Genomic DNA, 17156 nt, shown 5'->3' on the forward strand with positions numbered 1-17156 from the left:
TTTTGAGAATGTTTGCGTAGATTTTTATAAGCGACGTGAAGGAGCGATGAAGAAGATGATCAAGAATATCGTCATCCTGCCTGGCGACGGCATCGGGCCGGAGATAATGGTCCAGGCCGAGAAGACCCTGGCCAAGATCGGGGAGAAGTTCGGCCACGAATTTAAGACCAGCTATCATTTGATCGGCGGCGCGGCCATTGACGCCGAAAACAACCCTCTGCCCAAAGCCACGGTGGACGCCTGCAAGAAAGCGGACGCCGTGCTCCTGGGCGCGGTGGGCGGCCCCAAGTGGGACACCATTGAGAAGTCCATCCGCCCCGAGCGCGGCCTTCTGGGCATCCGCAAGGAACTGGGGCTTTTCGCCAACCTGCGCCCGGCCAAGCTTTTCGCCGAGCTCAAGGCCGCCTGCTGCCTGCGTCCGGACATCATCGGCCAGGGTCTTGACGTGATGGTCATCCGGGAACTCACCGGCGGCGCCTACTTCGGCACGCCCAGGGGCCAGGAAGTACGCGGCGGCGAACGCGTGGCCTACAACAACATGATCTATTCCGAGACCGAAATCCGCCGCATCGCCAAGGTAGGCTTCGAGACCGCCCGCAAGCGCGGCAAGAAGCTCTGCTCCGTGGACAAGGCCAACGTGCTGGACGTGTCCCAGCTGTGGCGCGAGGTGGTCATCGAAGTGTCCAAGGAGTATCCGGACGTCGAGCTCTCCCACATGTACGTGGACAACGCGGCCATGCAGCTGGTGCGCAACCCCGGCCAGTTCGACACCATCGTCACCGAGAACCTTTTCGGCGACATCCTCTCGGACGAGGCCGCGGTCATCACCGGGTCCATCGGCATGCTGCCCTCGGCTTCACTGGGCGCTTCCGGGCCGGGACTCTACGAGCCGATCCACGGCTCCGCTCCGGACATCGCCGGCCAGGACAAGGCCAACCCCTTGGCCACCATTTTGTCCGTGGCCATGATGATCCGCTACCAGTTCTCCATGGCCGCCGAGGCGGACGCCATCGAGAACGCCGTGTCCATGATCCTCAAGGAAGGCTACCGCACCGGCGACATCATGGAGCCCGGCAAAACTTTGGTTGGTTGCGTCAAGATGGGCGATCTGGTGGCCGAACGCCTGTAAGAACAGCCGATTGCATGCGATTTGAAGGGGGCCCCGCGGCCCCCTTTTTCTTTGTCCGGTGGTATGGCCAGGATATTTTTACGCAGTTTGAACGGAAACATTTTACTTTAGAATTGGTTATGGATTATCAAGCTGTTAACCCCAGGCGTTGAAGCACCCTGAGGGCAAGCCGGAAGGCGCATCCGGGAGGCTAAACGTCAATTCCCCCCGGTTGGACATCTGGAACCAGAAGCATGCTGTGACCGTTTCGGGCCGCGTGTGAAGCGGACCGGTACAACACTGGCTTAATCCCAAGGAGAGCCACGAATGAGCGACTGCGAACGCAACTACTACCGTAGCCTTTACGAAGCCGTACGGGTAATCAACTCCAGTCTGGAACCCATGGATCTGCTTAACAAGATCGCGGAACAAACGGCAAAGGCCCTCGAGGTCAAGGCCTGTTCGCTGCGCCTGTTGGACAAGGCCAAGCACAACCTTCTTCCCGGAGCATCCTTCGGGCTTTCAAAGGGGTATCTGCGCAAGGGCAAGGTGGAGGTGGCCAAAAGCAAGCTGGATAAGGAGGCCCTGCAGGGCAAGACCGTGTACGTGAAGGACGCGGCCACCGATCCCCGCTTTCAATACCAGGAAGCGGCCAAGACCGAGGGCATCATCTCCATCCTGGTGGTGCCCTTAAAGATCGAGGACAACAAGATAATAGGCGTTATGCGCGTGTACTCAGGCACGGAACGCACCTTCTGCGACTCCGAGGTGGAGTTTCTGATCATCATGGCCAACCTCTCGGCCATCGCCATTGAGAATGCCAGGCTTCATCAGGCTCTCAAGTCCGACTACGAACTGCTGACCGCTTTCCAGTACCAAACCTTCGAGGATTGAGGGAGCTGACATGAACAAAGTTAAAGTCGGTATCAACGGGTTCGGCCGCATAGGCCGACAGGTCCTCAAGGCTCTGTACGAACGCCACCACGACATCGCGGAGGTGGTCGCGGTCAACGATCTCTTCGACACCGCCACCAATGCCCATCTTCTGGCCTACGACACCAACTACGGCCATTGGTCCGTGGGGGTGAGCACGGATGGCGAAGACATGGTGGTCGGCGACTGGCGGGTGGCCAACTCCAAGGAGCGTGATCCGCGCAACATCCCCTGGGCTGCGGCCGGGGTGGACGTGGTGGTGGAATCCACGGGTATTTTCCGCGCCGGGCCCCAGGCCAACATGCACCGCGAAGCCGGAGCCAAGAAGGTCATCATCAGTGCGCCCGCCAAGGACGAGGACATCACCGTGGTGCTGGGCGTGAACGGCGATGCCTACGACCCAGCCGCGCACAACATCATTTCCAACGCCTCCTGCACCACCAACTGTCTGGCGCCCGTGGCCCTGGTGATGCACAACGCTTTCGGAATCAAAAGCGGCACCATGTGCACCATCCACTCCTACACCAACGACCAGCGCATTCTGGATTTGCCGCACAAGGACCTGCGCCGGGCCAGGGCCGCCGCCTGCAACATCATTCCCACCTCCACGGGTGCGGCCAAGGCCGTGGCCCTGGTGATTCCGGAACTCAAGGGGCGCTTCAGCGGCTATTCCCTGCGCGTGCCCACCCCGGCGGTTTCCGTGGTGGACTTCTCGGCCATTCTGGAAAAGCCCACGGACACAGAAACCCTGCGCTCCACCCTGAAGGCTGCGGCTGATGGCCCGCTCAAGGGCATCATGGGCTACAGCGAGGACCCGCTGGTTTCTTCCGACTTCAAGGGCGATCCTCGCTCGGGCATCGTGGAGGCTGAATTCTGCATGGTCCAGGACGGGGTCCTGGCAAAGGTGGTGGCCTGGTACGACAACGAGTGGGGCTACTCCTGCCGCGTGGCGGACCTCATCAAGCTCATGGCGGACAAGGGGCTGTAAGCCAAACCTGCAACAAATGAGTATTGCATTCTCGTCTGTTCGTACGGGCGCCTTCGGTTGGCCGGGGGCGCCCGTATGAGCGAGATGCCGCGCAAGGGCGGCTTGAATGAAAGCCCCTTGTCTCTGGTTCTCCACGATCAGTCCGAATGGGGAAAGGCCGTATGAAGTACAAGACGTTGGGAAGAACGGGCGTGCTTGTTTCCGAGCTCTGCTTTGGAACCATGACCTTCGGCAAGGAAGCAGACGAGGCGGAGTCGGCCCGGATGTTTCGCCGGTGCCTGGACGTGGGCATCAATTTTTTCGATTGCGCCAACGTCTACAGCGACGGCCTGGCGGAAAAGATACTGGGAAAGCTCATGTCAGGCTGCCGGGACGACCTGGTGATAACCACCAAGGTCGCCCAGCTCGCGGGCAAGGACGTCAACGCCCTGGGAGCGTCCAGGCGCCACATCATGCTCGAAGTGGACAAAAGCCTGGCCAGGCTAAATACCGACCGCATCGACCTCTACTTCATCCATCATTTCGATCCCCTGACCCCCATGGACGAATCGCTGCGGGCCCTGGACGACCTGGTGCGCCAGGGGAAGGTGCTCTCGCTCGGAGCCAGCAACTGGGCCGCCTGGCAGATAGCCAAGGCGCTCGGGATATCGGGCATGCTGGGGCTTGCCAGGTTCGAGTGTATCGAGCCCATGTACAACCTGGTGAAGCGCCAGGCCGAGGTGGAGATACTCCCCATGGCCGCTTAGGAACAGCTGGGCGTGATACCGTACAATCCCCTGGCGGCAGGGCTTTTGACCGGAAAGTATTTGAAGGATGCCTTGCCGAATGAGGGGCGGATCGTCGAAAACAAGATGTACAACACCCGCTACAGCGACCCGGTCTATTACGAAGTCTCCGAGCGGTTCGTGGAGTATGCCAACAAACAGGGCATGCACCCGGTGACCCTGGCCGTAAGCTGGGTCAAGTCCCATCCGGCGGTCACCGCGCCGATCATCGGGGCCAGGAACCTCGCCCAGTTGGAGGATTCCCTGGCCGCCGCCGAGTTCGAAATGAGCCCTGAAATGTACGACGAGATCACCCGGCTTTCCATTGCGCCCCCTACGGCCACGGACAGGCTGGAAGAGGTGATCGACCCCAAATACAAGACCAGGAACCGGCAGGCTGCCCGCTGAGCGGGGAGGCGGCCAGTCGGCGAATACCGGCGCGGGCGAATCTGGCCACACCGGTCAAGCGGATTTTCAGCGGAACGCAAAATGACAAAGGGCCAGACGGCCCTTTTTCATTTAAAAGTCCATCCCGGGATGGCTTTTGGATGATCGCATGTGCGATGCTTCCTACTTGAGTCCCAGAACGCCTCGCAATTCGGCCTTGGCAACGGCGAACTCCTCCAGGAAGGCAGGGCTCTGGAGCATGAAGGCCGCGATGACCGTGCCGCAGATGCGCCCGGCCTCGACATCGCTCGGGTAGTGCGCCCCGCCGATCTCCCTGTTCTTCCGGTACAGCTCGGCGCGGGCAAAGAGCTGGGCGTTCTTTTCCGGCACCATGTTGGCCAGAACGATGGCCGTGAGGGTTCCGAAGGTGGAATGTCCGCTGGGATAGGAGGTGTTCTCCGGTTTTCTCACGCAGGGGTGGATGTCGGGGTTGGTAGTGTACGGCCTGGGGCGGTCCCAATGCTTCTTGGCCGGGTCCAGGAGGTAGTCCCCGTCCTTCTTCACCTTGTCAAAGAAGGCCTTGGTTTTTGGCAGCTTTTCAGCCGTGAACGCCTCTCCCAGGACGTCCGCGAAACGAAACACCGACCGCTCCATGTCGGCCTGGGCAAAGGCCTCCTGCGCCTGGGTCCGGTTTTTCTGCAACTCCAGAAGGTAAGCCATTTCCTGTTGCTGGTGCGCTGAGCCGACAGCGGGCGGGGGAGCCAGCAGCCTGGAGAAGTCTATCTGCTCACGGGTGACGAAAAACGTTTCCCCGGCTAAGCCTTGCTGGGGCAGCAGAAGCAGGAGAAAGAGCAGAAGCGGGCGGTTTACGAAGCGCATGGCGACCCTCCAGGGTTTTTCAAGCCACTACAGCATGTGCGCGCACCTTGTAAAACCAATCGATCGCTCTCGGTGTCTTTGCCCTCTAAGTTCATGAGAAATCCTGGGCAGTTCCAGGCCGGTTCACTGCACGCCTGTCTCCAGCTGATCCAGCGAGCGGGCCAAGGCGGAAAGCCCGGAACTGCGCAACATGAGAAACGGCTTCATGCAGTGCTTGCACGCTTTTTTCACGGAAAGGCACGCTTCATGGCTCACGCAGTCCACCGGGCAGATCACCACGTCCGCCGAGGACAGTTTGCCGTAGAGTTCCGAGGGAGAATTTTCCACGCCCCCGTCATGGTGGTGGAATCTGCATCCCTTGCGTTCGACCATCTCCCGGTAATGACGCACAAGATTGCAGCGCCCGCCCACGTAGAGCACGTTTTTTCCCGAAAGGGCCGGGCAGGAGTACGAGTCGCCGTTGCCGGAAGACTGGGCATGCTGGCAGGTTCCGCCCTCGCGGCATTCACCGGACTCCGTGCAACCCCCGCCCTGGGCGCAGGGCATCACCCGCACGAGTTCCTTTTCAGCGCGCTCCAGGTCGGCGGTCGTCTCGTCCAGACGCTCGCGCAGCCGGGTGTTCTCCGTGTACAATTCCTCGATGATGGCCGCCTGTCTCCGCAATTCGTTCTGCATGGTCTCAAGCTGCTCCCGGTGGGCATCCGGAGCCACGCTGGGGCTGGTTTTTGGCAGAGCGGCCTCGCGAACCTGCCTGAGCAGTTTCAGACGCTCGGTGCGTTCGTTCTCCAGTTTGTCCTCCATCTCTTTCATGCGCACCGTCCACTCCAGTTTTTGGGTGCTCCGTGCGGCCTGAACCCTGAACAGGGCCTGGCTCAATTCATTCACCCGGTTCTCAAGCTTGCCGAGACGCTTTATGTCCGCGCGGTTGGCCGCGCCCATGAGGTGCGAAAGCATGTGGATTTCCCCGAATGCCCGGTGCCGGAGCGCCATTTCAGCCGCCGGGTGCGACATCAGTGCCCAGAAGGGGCCGGGGATGTCTCCGATGCTCACCGAGTGTTTCCACATCGCTTCCAGCGAAGTCTCATCCGTGGCTTTGGCGAAGTTGCGGATGTCCTTGCGGTATTTCTTGTCCAGATACTTGTTGATGAAAGTGGATACTGAGTTTTCCTGTCTGCACTCGCGCACGAAAAAGCCGTGCAGTTCGTAGTCGCTTGCCGCCGGCGTCACGATGACGCTCAGTTTCCTGGCCAGTTTTTTAAGCTCCGTCATGCTCAGGCATGTACCCAGAATAGGGCATTGGTAGTCTTCATGTTCCCAGAGCTTACGCCGTGTTGGTGTCATGGTGTCTCCTTTCACAGGTCTGTTTTTGACTATTGAAAATGACTTTCAAAGTCAATTGACTTTCGCACGTTTTCCGGCCCGGCAAGGGGCACGGGAAGGCAAACGTGGTGACCTGCGTGACAGTGGCTGTCACATCCGGAACTCTTGGCAGAGGCGGGCCTTGGCGGTTGGCTTTATGGCGCAAGGAGCGAAGCAAGGGGAGTGGCGGGCCAGGGGAATGACAAAAGCCAGGAGGACCGCACGTAAAAAACGTGAGCGGAAGTGGGATGAAGAAAGAACTAGAGATAGCCGAGAGCCAGGCGTGTTTCCTGCTTGGATTTCTCGAAATCGTTCAAGAAATCGTTCTCCTGAAACAGAAACGACGCGATGAGCGATGCGGCAATCCTGCCCGCTCTTTCGGGTTCCCCCTGGAGAGGGATATCCAAGGCTGGACCGGAAGCCAGGGCTTTTGCCTTTATGTGGAGTTCATCGGCCTTTTCCGGCACTTCGTTGGCCAGGATGATGGCCACCAAATGTCCCCAGGTTCCATGCTTGTCGGCAACGGCCACGACGGGTTGGCCCTTCTGCGGCTGGTTCGCGCTATTCGAAGGCCAGGTGTCCTGCTGGCGAGGTGGCATTGTTGGCTGGTGCATGAAGTTACGCAGCACCACGCGGACTCTCTCGAACAAAGCCTGTGTGCGCGGCAGGTCGTTCTTGTTGAAATTCGGGCCGAGAACCTCGGCGAACTGGAAGGGGGACATCTCCTGGGGATCGCCTGGGGGCGCCTCCACAGGGGAGAACTGGCGATCGCGCTGAGAAGGCGGGCCGTTCTTGGTTATCTTCGAGCCGGTGGATGAAGGGGCGAGCAGAAGTGACAGGCTGCTAAACCCTTTTGACATAAAGTGCGTCTTGTCTTCGACGGCCCAGACGGCCAGAAGAAGGACAGCGCTAACAAGGATTATGATGTGGCGGGGCATGCTTGCGTCATACTTCTTTTTCAGCAGCGGTGCCGGTTCAAGGTCAGTTTACATATGTAGCCGAAGTCGATTTACCCGTAGCAGAGGGGGAGGGTTTCACGCAATGCCAATGTTACAAATTTGAAGCTGTCGGGCGCTCGAACGGCACCGAACCACCTGAATTCCAGACGAATAATTTTTGAAGCTTCGGAGTTTGACAAGGGCTCTGGGTGGGCGCATATTCCGCCCGCAATTTGCCGCTATGTCCAAAATCACCATTCAGAATCTTTCCAAGTCGCTCGGCGGACGTGACCTGCTCGCGCACTTCAGCCTGGAAGCCGTGGCCGGCACGCGTCTGGCCGTGGTCGGGCCCAACGGCTGCGGCAAGTCCACCTTCTTGCGTTTACTGGCCGGAGAAGCCGAGCCCGATTCCGGGCGGGTCATCCTTCCGGCTGGCGCGCGCCTGGGGTATGTGGCCCAGGAACTGGCAGGGTCGGATCTGGACGAGCCGCTCTTGGCCTGGGTGATGAGCGCGCTCCCCTCCTGGAAGGAATTCTGGCGCGAATGGGAACACGCCAACCTAGCCCACGACGAGAACGCCCTGGCGGCCCTCACGACGCGCCAGGCCGAAATGGAGCACTCACTGGGCTACAACCCGGAGCATAGGGCCAAGGCCATTCTCTCGGGGCTTGGTTTTTCCGACGACGCCTGGCCGGGGCCTGTTAGGCTCCTTTCCGGCGGCTGGCGGGAGAGGGCCAAGCTGGCCCGGGTCCTGGTTGCCGGGGCCGACGTCCTTTTGCTGGACGAACCCACCAACCACCTGGACATCGAGGCCGTCGAATGGCTCGAGGAGTACCTCTTGTGCTTCCCGGGCGTCCTGGTGTTCGTGGCCCACGACCGCATCTTCCTGGACCGGGTGGGCACCCAGGTGCTCTTCCTGGGGGGGGACAAGCCAGCTGTCCGCTCGGGCAGTTTCAGCGAATTCGTGGAGTGGCGTGCCCAGACCCAGCAGCAGATACAGGCCCAGGCCGCCCAGCTGGCCGGAGCCATCGGACGCCAGATGGCCTTCGTCAGCCGGTTCGGGGCCAAGGCCACCAAGGCGCGCCAGGCCCAGAGCAAGTTGAAGGCCGTGGACAAGCTCCAGAAGGAGCTTTCCTCCGTGACCGCCAACATCGAGCGCAAGGCCAAGACGCTCGATTTCAAGCTGCCGCAACCAGCCCGGGCAGACAAAAACATATTGTCCGCCGCCGAGCTGGAATTCGCCTTTCCCGGCGGCAAACCTTTATGGCCCAAACTCACCTTCAATCTGTACCGGGGGCAGAAGGTGGCTCTGGCCGGGCCCAACGGCGCGGGCAAGACCACGCTTCTCAAATGCATAACCGGAGAGCTCAAGCCTACCGGCGGCGGGGTGAAGATGGGCTCCATGGTGCGCATGGGCTATTTCAGCCAGCACCAGACAGAGATCTTGCGGCCCAACGAGACGGTGATGTCCGAGATCCGCCGCATGTCTGACCCCAAGGCCTCCACCGAAGAGCTGTGTTCGGTGCTCGGGCTTTTCATGCTTGGGGAGAGCTATTTCGAGCGTTTCGTGCGCGACCTCTCGGGCGGAGAGAAGTCCCGGCTGGTTCTGGCCAGCCTGTTCCTGGCCCGGGCCAACTTTCTTGTGCTGGACGAACCCACCAACCATCTGGACCTGGAGAGCCGCGAGGCCCTGGTCAACGCCCTTTCGGATTACGAAGGCACCATCCTGTTCGTGGCCCACGACCGCTACCTCCTTTCCGAGGCGGCCGAAGTGGTCTGGACTGTGGGGCACGACGGCCTTTCGGAGTTCCTGGGCGGTTACGAGGCCTATGAGCGCCACCTGAAGGATCAGGCCAAGGCCGCCTGCGAGGTGTCCTGCGCTCCCAAGGTGAAGGCCGAGACCCGCGAGAGCCGCCAGGCCGAGAAGCGCCGCCAGGCCGAGGAGCGAAACGCCCTCTCGCGCGAATTAAAGCCCAAGAAGGACCGCTACGCCGCCCTCGAGGCCGAGCTTGAGGACGTGCTCACCCGCCAGACCGGTGTCGAGCAGGTCATGGCCGATCCGGACACCTACGCCGATGCCGCCAAATTCTCCGAACTCTCCAAGGAGTACCACGCGCTCAAAGAGAAGAGCGACGTTCTGGTGCTGGAACTTGGCACCCTGGAAGAGGAGATAGCCGCCCTGGAAACCCGCCGGGAGGCCCTGTGATGATCCACCCGCGCCCGGACTCCTTTCCCCGGCTGCTCGCGCCGCAGGCCGTCCGTTCAAGCAGGGAGGGCGCATGATCCACGTTGTGGCGGGCATCATCTGGCAGGACGGCCGGTACCTGGGCGTTCGTCGTCCCGAGGGCAAGGCCCATGCCGGGCTCTGGGAATTCCCTGGCGGCAAGGTGGAGCCCGGGGAGGACGCGGCCTGCGCCATGGTTCGCGAGCTTCGCGAGGAGCTGGACGTGGAGGCCGTGCGGGTGGAGTACTGGCGGGAAAAAATTCACGAGTATCCCGATTTCACCGTGCGCTTGTCTTTTTTTCATATCCGTGATTTCAAAGGGCTTCCCCGTCCTCTGGAAGGCCAGGGGCTTCGTTGGCTCACCCCTGCCGAGGCCCTGCACCTGCCGTTTCTGGAAGCGGACCGGGACATCGTTAAGGAGCTGTCGGCGCTGTAAAGCGCCCTTTACCGTAGACTCCCATCTCCCACGGAGCCTTTCTTGCGCATCAATGATCTCCTGGCCCAGGGCAAGCGTTTCATCTCCCTGGAGTTCTTCCCCCCCAAGGACAAGGAAGCCTGGCCCGCCTTCTTCTACGAGGTAGGCAAGCTCTCCAGCCTCGATCCGCTTTTCGTGTCCGTCACCTACGGCGCTGGCGGTTCCACACAGTCCAACACCCTTGAGCTGGTGACGCGCTTCTCCCGCGACTTCGGCTTGAACCCCATGGCGCACCTGACCTGCGTGGGGGCTTCCGAAGACTACCTGCGCTCCTTCCTGGACGCCCTGGTGGCCGCCGGTGTGGACAACGTTCTGGCCCTTCGCGGCGACCCTCCCCAGGGTCAGCCCGATTTCAAGCCCGAGAACGCGGCCTTCCAGTACGCCTCGGACCTGGCCGGATTCATCCACAAGGCCTATCCGGACATGTGCATCGGCGTGGCCGGGTATCCGGAAAAGCATCCCCAGGCCGATAGCCTGGACAAGGACATCGACTACCTGAAGCTCAAGGTCGAGAAGGGCGGAAGCTTCGCCATCACCCAGCTCTTCTTCGACAACGACCACTATTTCCGTTTCGTGGAGAGGTGCAGGGCCAGGGGAATCGGCGTGCCCATACTGCCGGGCGTTTTGCCGATCATGAACCTGGCCTCCATCAAACGCATCCTCTCCTTGTGCGGGGCCACCATCCCGGCGGACTACCTTTCCCGCCTGGAAGCCGCCAACGACAAGGGCGGGGCCGACGCCGTGAAGGAAGTGGGCGTAGAGTATGCCCGAAAGCAGTGCCGGGACCTTATAGAGCGTGGCGCGCCCGGAGTGCACCTGTACACGCTCAACAAGGCCCAGGCCTGCCTTGATATCGTGAAAGGTTTGAAGCTCGATTAAGAGAAGATTAATGCAGCCGGAAGAGGCCTCCGGCGGCCAGAGAGGAAACTTTTTGAAAAAAGTTTCCTCTCTGGACTCTCCTTCAAAAACTTTTGAGTAGCTTCGCGCCCCAGAGCGTTGTTTCGCCCTGGAGTGCGAAGCTATAACGGGTCCAGGGAACGAAGTTCCCTGGCGGGAGAGTCCAGAGAGGGCAGCGCCCTCTCTGGCCGCCGCAGGCGTCTCCTCCCCTCAAAAAGGAGCCAATACAATGTCCAAGCTCGTCGTTGCCGTTGCCGGAGCCACCGGGGCCGTTGGCCGCGAAATGCTCAAGACCCTGGAAGACCGCAATTTTCCCGCCGACGAGGTGATCGCCCTGGCGTCCTCGCGCTCGGCCGGTACCACCGTGCCCTTCAAGGGCGGCGAGCTCACCGTTCGCGAAATGAAGGAAGACAGCTTCAAGGGCGTGAACCTGGCCCTGTTTTCGGCCGGCGGCTCCACGTCGAAGACTTTCGCCCCGTATGCCGTGAAGTCCGGCTGCGTGGTGGTGGACAATTCCAGCGCCTGGCGCATGGACCCCAAGTGCCCGCTGGTGGTGCCCGAGGTGAACCCGGACGACGTGGACTGGCATAATGGCATCATCGCCAATCCCAACTGCTCCACCATCCAGATGGTGGTGGCTTTGAAGCCCCTGCACGACGCCTTCACCATCAAGCGCGTGGTGGTCTCCACCTATCAGGCCGTGTCCGGCACGGGCCAGAAGGCCATCACCGAACTGGAAACCCAGGTGCGCCAGATGTTCAACGGCATCGACCCCGAGGTGAAGGTCTACCCGCACCAGATCGCCTTCAACTGCCTGCCGCAGATCGACGTGTTCTCCCTGGGTGACTACACCTTCGAGGAAATCAAGATGATCAAGGAGACGGCCAAGATCATGGGCGACGACTCCATCAAGGTCACGGCCACCACGGTGCGCGTGCCCGTGTTCTACGGCCACTCCGAATCCGTGAACCTGGAGTTCGAGAAGCCCTGCACTGCCAAGGAGGCTCGGGCCATACTCTCCCAGGCTCCGGGCGTGCAGGTGTATGATAATCCGAATGAAAAGATGTACCCCATGCCCATCATGGCCGCTGGCGAGGACGACGTGTTCGTGGGGCGCATCCGCCAGGACGACACCGTGGATTCCGGCCTGAACATGTGGATCGTGGCGGACAACATCCGCAAGGGCGCGGCCCTGAACGCCGTGCAGATCGCCGAGCTGCTCATGAAGAAGGGCAAACTGAAGATCTAGCGCCCGGCATGGGGCAGAGTGTGATGCCCCCGCTTTACAAGAGTGTCCCCGCGCGTATGATGCATACGCGCGGGGCTTGATTTTTCCCCCTCGCCTTTGTTTTTTGCTCCCCAATCGAAACCGCTCAAACCGGAAGTCAACGTGGAAATACTTAGCAGCTCTCAATATCTGGAAAAAATGCTCGCCGCCCCGCGCCCAGGCGCCGGGCAGGTGCTGGCCTTTTACGAGCACCGAATCGGGGCCATCTGCAAGGACCCGGCGCTCATGCTCATGCCCTGGGACGACCATCTGGTGCACCGGGGAGACGGCGTTTTCGAAACAGTGAAGTGGGTGGATGGCCGCGTCTACCAGCTGGACGAGCACCTTGCCCGCATGGGCCGCTCCGGCGACGCCATCGGGCTCAAGCCGCCGTGTCCTTGGAAAGACGTTCGCAAGATAATGCTCGAGCTCGGGCGCGCCGCGGGCACCAAGTTCGGGCTGTTCCGCATGCTCCTGGGGCGCGGCCCCGGCGGCTTCAGCATCGACCCTAGCGAATGCCCGGAACCGAGCCTGTACATCGCCGCCTACCAGTATACGCCCAAACCGGCGGTTTTCTACGAGAAGGGCGTCACGGCGTTTCGCACCTCGATTCCAGCCAAGCAGAGCTACCTGGCCACAATAAAGAGCATCGACTATCTGCCCAACGTGCTCATGAAGCAGGAGGCCACGGCCAAAGGCAAGGACTTCCCGGTGTGCTTCGATTCACGGGGCTTCCTGGCCGAGGGGGCCACGGAGAACATCGCCCTGGTGGACCAGAGCGGGTGCATCACCGTGCCCAAGCTGGACAACGCCCTGTCCGGCACCACGCTCCTGAGGGTCCTGGAGCTGGCCAAGGGCGAGATCGAACACTGCTACAAGACGATTGACGAGGACGACATCTCTCAGGCCAAGGAAATGTTGATACTGGGCACCACCTCCCAGTGCCTCTCCATAGTGGAGTATAACGGCAGGCCGATTGGCGATGGAAAACCCGGTCCGGTGAGCAGGCGTTTGCTTGAGCTTCTGAAGAAGGATGTGGCCGAGAATGGAGTGCCGTTGTAAGGCGTGAAAGATATCGGAATTAAGAAGGGGCCTTCGTGGCCCCTTTGTTTATTGCGTCTTCTCCATGCTCTCCAAGAGCCACGTCCCATCCTTGACCGTCTCGTCCCGCACGAAGCGCCAGACTTCGCTGACCTTCCTGGACTCCTTGGTCTTGGGATCGTCGCTCACGGTGGCGTCGTAGGCCACCTCCACCTGGGTCTGCTTTTCAGTTTTCTTCACGTCCAGCACCCTGGCATCCACCAAGAGCACGGCCACCTCTTCCCTTTCCGGGCGCTCGGAATTCATCTGCTCGAATTGGCGCATCATGTCCGGCGAGGTGAACTGCCGTAAATCCGCCATGTCCCGCGCCGCAAAGGACTGCTTCACCCGGCCGTAGATCATCTTGGCCCCGCGCAAGAATTCGCGTTCGTTGAACGCTCCCGGAAGGTCTTTTTCCGCTTCGAGTTCAGGATGAAGCTCCTTGGCCTGCTCCCCGGTCAAATATTCCCAGGCTGCCTGGGCGGCCCGGCTGCGGCGCTCGCGCGGGTCCTGGGTGTCGCCATCGTCCTCGGGAGGCACGTCGTACGTGTTGCCGTTGTCGTTGTCGTCCTTCTTGCGGTTGGCGATGTTCGAGATCACCCGCCAGAGCACATATCCGGCAATGCCGATGAAGATGATGTCCAAGGCCCCAAGTGCCGCTTTGCTGGCCGTGCCCACGGCGTCCGCCGCCAGGGCCGCGCGTTCAGGCAATGCCCCCAAAAGGGCTGCGAGGGCCAGGATCAGGCGCATTAGGAAATAAGCCCCAGGTTTTTAAGAAGATGCAGGAGCATCTGTTTGTCGATGGGTTTGGGCACGTAGGAGGAGGCGCCGCCCTTGTAGTAGGCTTCCACCACGTTCTTGGGGTCGTCCAGGGCGGTGGTCATGATAACCTTCGCTTCCTGCATGGAGGTGATGTTGCGCTCCCGCTCGATGGCGCGGATGTTCTTGAGCGCCGTCTGGCCGTCCATCTCGGGCATCATGATGTCCATGAGGATGAGCTCGTAGGGGGCTCCTTCCTCCAGGGATTTGGTGAAGGCCTCTATGGCCTCCACTCCGTTGACCGCAATGTCCACTTCACCGTAAGGGGCTAATATTTTTTGCAGCAGTTTCCTGCTGGCGAAATCGTCTTCAACCACGAGAGCTTTCATCAATTGCCTCCAAGAGCGGGGATACGTGCCAAATAATGTACAAGAGAATGCCCGGGAGAGACAAGGGTTTGTTCTTGAAAAACCTCTTGCGATGGTGCAGTGAACCCGGGCGTTCCAATCTCCCGAGAGGCCGCAATGATCGAAAAGCATATCAGTTGGTTTGAAGAGTATGTCCAGGGTTTTCTCACCGGAAACCCCGAGGACGACGGTCATTTGCTGCTCAAGCGGGAGCACTCCCTGAAAGTACTGGCCGAAGCCCGGGCAATCACCTCGTCGCTTGGCCTCTCCGGGCAATTGACCTCCATCGCCCATCTTGCCGCGCTCTACCACGATGCCGGGCGTTTTCCCCAATACCGAACCTATAAGACGTTCAAGGATTCACTCTCGGCCAACCACGCCCACCTCGGGGCAAAGGCCTTGCGTTCGAACCCGTTTCTTAATGATCTTGGGCATGATATGCGCGTGCTGGTCCTTGGTTCTGTGGCCATGCACAATCGGCGAGACCTGCCAGGAGGCATATCCCCCGAGCTGGATACTGTAACCCGCATCGTGCGCGACAGCGACAAATTAGACATCACCCGGATCATGCTCGACTACCTGCGCCCGGGCGGAAAGCGCTCCGATGTGGTCACCCTGCACGTCATCGACGATCCGGAGCGCTACTCCGAGGCCATTGTCGACCAGATCCGCGCAGGGAACATGGGCGACTACGCCCTCATGCGCTATGAAAACGACTTCAAGCTGCTGCTCATAAGCTGGGTTTTCGACTTGAACTTCAAGGCCTCCCGCCGTGCTTTTCTGGAAAGGGGTCATGCCGACGAGCTGTTCGATCTGCTGCCGCGAACCGAGGAGTTGACGCAACTAAGAAACAGCATTTATGCAGTGCTTAATCGGTAAGTCTTTTTTCACCGCAACATATCTCCCCGGAGCCGCTTGTGCCGGATAACGCTTCGTACCCCGTCAAGCTGGATGTCGTGGCCGTTGTTTCCGGCCTCGAAGAGCATTCCCGTCGCGACCGCCAGTGCGTGAAACAGCTCAAGGCCTCCATGATCCAGCAGTTCTCTTCAGGGTCGGAAGCCATCGATTTCCTTGGCGAGCGGGCGGTCGATCTCATCGTCCTTGATTCGCAGCTTTCGGACATGGACGGGCTCAAATTCTTAAGACTCCTGCGCCTGAACATGAACCTGAAGGAAACCCCCGTGGTCTTCGTGACCAACGAGGGGCAGAAGGACCGGGTGCTGGAGGCCATCGCCGCGGGAGTGGACGGCTACGTGCTGAGGCCCTACTCGGTGGAGACCTTCCACCGGCACATGCTGCGGGCGCTCAAGGTCGACAAGCTGGTGGAGATCGAGCACGCCCAGTTGAACGAAGGCAAGCGCCTGCTGGCGGCCGGAAAGTACGACGAAGCCATCGAAACCTTCGAGGAGCTGGTCAGCGAGGACAACCAGGCCCAGAAGTACTACGACATGGGCTGCAAGTACCTGGTGAAGCAGAAGTACGGCCAGGCCATTCTGGCCTTCAAGAAGGCCGTGAAGATAAACGAGCTCTACGCCGAGGCCTACAAGGGCCTGGCCGAGGCCTACAAGGGCAAGGGCGATCTGGAAGGCTACAAGACCTACCTGCAGAAGGCCGCCGAGACCTTCGCCCATTTCAACAGGCTGGAGGAAACCAAGGAGCTCTTCATCGAGGTGCTCAAGTACGACTCCAACAGCCCCAACCCCTTCAATACCCTGGGGGTCAGGCTGCGCAAGGAGGGGGATCTGCCCGGGGCGCTGCACGCCTACCGGCAGGCGCTGGAACTCACTCCGGACGACGAGAACATCCACTTCAACATGGCCAAGGCCCAGTTCTTCATGGGGGATAATCGGGGCTCGCAGGACGCGCTCTTGAAGGCACTGTGGATAAACCCCAATTTCACCGAGGCCTTAAAGCTCCACCTGAAGCTCTTCGGGCGCGAGTTCAAGCCGCCCAAGGGGGCGGGGATGCCCGGCGGGCCGCCGTCCAAGGGCACCATCGACAGCGCCCAGGATATATAGCGCCACTCAAAACGTTTTCGCCATCTCCCGTGCCTGCGCGAACGCGGTCTCTCTTCTCTGCGTGACGGTCTCCTCCCCGGCCAGGGTGGCCTCCACCCGCACGGACCGGATATCCGTAAGCCCAATATAATTGAGGATCATCTCCAGGTACGGCCTTTGGTGGTCCATCGTCTGGGCCTGTGATCCCGGCGGGTACTGGCCGCCGCTGGCATAGGCCACGAAAACCGGTTTGTTCTCGATTTTCCCGAAGGCTCCGTTCTCGTTCACCCCGAAAGAGAGCCCCGGCTGGACCACAAGGTCCAGATAGTGCTTGAGCGGGTAGGGGATGCTGAAGTTCCACATGGGCACGGCCATCACCAGCTTGGAGCAGCTCTTGAGTTCCTTCACGTACCGCTCCACCCCCTGCCAGGCCCGCAGTTGTTCCGGGTCGTGGGTCAGGCCGTGGATGACGTTGTACTTGGCCGTAAGCGCCGGTCCGTCGAAGGCGGGCAATTGCTCTTCGAACAGGTTCCTGGTTCTCACCAGGCTGTCCGGGTGCAACTCCTGGTAGGCCTCCAGGAAAGCGTCGGCCACGGCGATGGAGTGGGACCTGGGCCCCCGGGGCGAGGCCTTTACGTAGAGGATAGTTTGCATGCGACTCTCCTTGTCGGAGGAAGAAACCGGGTCAGGCTTG

The 17156-nt window shown here is 60.5% G+C and carries 16 protein-coding genes and 1 pseudogene; 11 read left to right on the forward strand and 6 right to left on the reverse strand.

The annotated features are described in order from the left end of the window. Positions 1-55: 55 nt before the first annotated feature. The 4 genes and pseudogenes from leuB to HY795_14420 all read left to right on the forward strand — a co-directional run bounded on the left by leuB (position 56) and on the right by HY795_14420 (position 4201). Positions 56-1129 carry a 3-isopropylmalate dehydrogenase gene (gene leuB, locus HY795_14405; protein ID MBI4806422.1) on the forward strand — a complete coding sequence of 358 codons (1074 nt, stop codon included), beginning with the start codon at positions 56-58 and terminating at the stop codon, positions 1127-1129. Between the two features lie 306 nt (positions 1130-1435). Beyond that, the gene (locus HY795_14410) at positions 1436-2002 is read left to right on the forward strand and encodes a GAF domain-containing protein (protein ID MBI4806423.1); all 567 of its coding nucleotides are present in this window, start codon (positions 1436-1438) and stop codon (positions 2000-2002) included. 10 nt (positions 2003-2012) lie between these two features. Further along, positions 2013-3029 carry a type I glyceraldehyde-3-phosphate dehydrogenase gene (gap, locus tag HY795_14415; GenBank protein MBI4806424.1) on the forward strand — a complete coding sequence of 339 codons (1017 nt, stop codon included), beginning with the start codon at positions 2013-2015 and terminating at the stop codon, positions 3027-3029. Between the two features lie 161 nt (positions 3030-3190). Beyond that, a pseudogene (locus HY795_14420) lies at positions 3191-4201 on the forward strand (aldo/keto reductase). A 162-nt stretch (positions 4202-4363) separates the two neighbouring features. Here the strand turns inward: HY795_14420 and HY795_14425 are convergent. The 3 genes from HY795_14425 to HY795_14435 form a co-directional block, all read right to left on the reverse strand. Next, complete coding sequence (locus HY795_14425) at positions 4364-5059, reverse strand: phosphatase PAP2 family protein (GenBank protein MBI4806425.1); 696 nt, start codon at positions 5057-5059, stop codon at positions 4364-4366. Positions 5060-5182: 123 nt separating this feature from the next. After that, positions 5183-6400: a DUF2325 domain-containing protein gene (locus HY795_14430; protein ID MBI4806426.1), complete on the reverse strand. Its 1218-nt coding sequence runs from the start codon at positions 6398-6400 to the stop codon at positions 5183-5185. Between the two features lie 278 nt (positions 6401-6678). Next, positions 6679-7356 carry a hypothetical protein gene (locus tag HY795_14435; protein MBI4806427.1) on the reverse strand — a complete coding sequence of 226 codons (678 nt, stop codon included), beginning with the start codon at positions 7354-7356 and terminating at the stop codon, positions 6679-6681. Positions 7357-7597: 241 nt separating this feature from the next. On the opposite strand from HY795_14435, the gene HY795_14440 reads away from it, so the two are divergent. From HY795_14440 to HY795_14460, 5 genes are all read left to right on the forward strand, one after another. Continuing rightward, on the forward strand, positions 7598-9562 hold the full coding sequence (locus tag HY795_14440; GenBank protein ID MBI4806428.1) for an ABC-F family ATP-binding cassette domain-containing protein: 1965 nt from the start codon (positions 7598-7600) through the stop codon (positions 9560-9562). A 73-nt stretch (positions 9563-9635) separates the two neighbouring features. Further along, positions 9636-10016 carry a (deoxy)nucleoside triphosphate pyrophosphohydrolase gene (locus HY795_14445; protein ID MBI4806429.1) on the forward strand — a complete coding sequence of 127 codons (381 nt, stop codon included), beginning with the start codon at positions 9636-9638 and terminating at the stop codon, positions 10014-10016. A gap of 42 nt (positions 10017-10058) precedes the next feature. Then, entirely contained in the window at positions 10059-10934 is an 876-nt protein-coding gene (gene metF / locus HY795_14450; GenBank protein MBI4806430.1) for a methylenetetrahydrofolate reductase [NAD(P)H], read from the forward strand. 247 nt (positions 10935-11181) lie between these two features. Beyond that, entirely contained in the window at positions 11182-12201 is a 1020-nt protein-coding gene (locus HY795_14455) for an aspartate-semialdehyde dehydrogenase (protein ID MBI4806431.1), read from the forward strand. Between the two features lie 177 nt (positions 12202-12378). Beyond that, positions 12379-13281, forward strand: coding sequence for an aminotransferase class IV (locus tag HY795_14460; GenBank protein ID MBI4806432.1), 903 nt, complete (start codon positions 12379-12381; stop codon positions 13279-13281). A gap of 48 nt (positions 13282-13329) precedes the next feature. On the opposite strand, the gene HY795_14465 is transcribed toward HY795_14460, so the two are convergent. Both HY795_14465 and HY795_14470 read right to left on the reverse strand, forming a co-directional pair. Next, on the reverse strand, positions 13330-14049 hold the full coding sequence (locus HY795_14465; GenBank protein ID MBI4806433.1) for a Tim44 domain-containing protein: 720 nt from the start codon (positions 14047-14049) through the stop codon (positions 13330-13332). Further along, positions 14049-14447 (reverse strand): response regulator, encoded by a 399-nt coding sequence (locus HY795_14470; protein ID MBI4806434.1) that lies wholly within the window; start codon positions 14445-14447, stop codon positions 14049-14051. Before HY795_14470 ends, HY795_14465 begins: the two co-directional genes overlap by 1 nt. Before the next feature lie 135 nt (positions 14448-14582). Here HY795_14470 and HY795_14475 point away from each other — a divergent pair, with 135 nt between their 5' ends. Further along, a complete protein-coding gene (locus HY795_14475; protein MBI4806435.1) occupies positions 14583-15344 on the forward strand; it encodes an HD domain-containing protein in 762 nt (253 codons plus the stop codon). Between the two features lie 149 nt (positions 15345-15493). Further along, positions 15494-16483 carry a tetratricopeptide repeat protein gene (locus tag HY795_14480; protein ID MBI4806436.1) on the forward strand — a complete coding sequence of 330 codons (990 nt, stop codon included), beginning with the start codon at positions 15494-15496 and terminating at the stop codon, positions 16481-16483. Between the two features lie 6 nt (positions 16484-16489). Here HY795_14480 and HY795_14485 read toward each other — a convergent pair whose 3' ends face one another. Continuing rightward, complete coding sequence (locus HY795_14485; protein MBI4806437.1) at positions 16490-17116, reverse strand: NAD(P)H-dependent oxidoreductase; 627 nt, start codon at positions 17114-17116, stop codon at positions 16490-16492. Between the last annotated feature and the right edge of the window lie 40 nt (positions 17117-17156).

Origin of the sequence: Desulfovibrio sp., from assembly GCA_016208105.1 — a bacterium.
Lineage (GTDB): Bacteria > Desulfobacterota > Desulfovibrionia > Desulfovibrionales > Desulfovibrionaceae > Fundidesulfovibrio.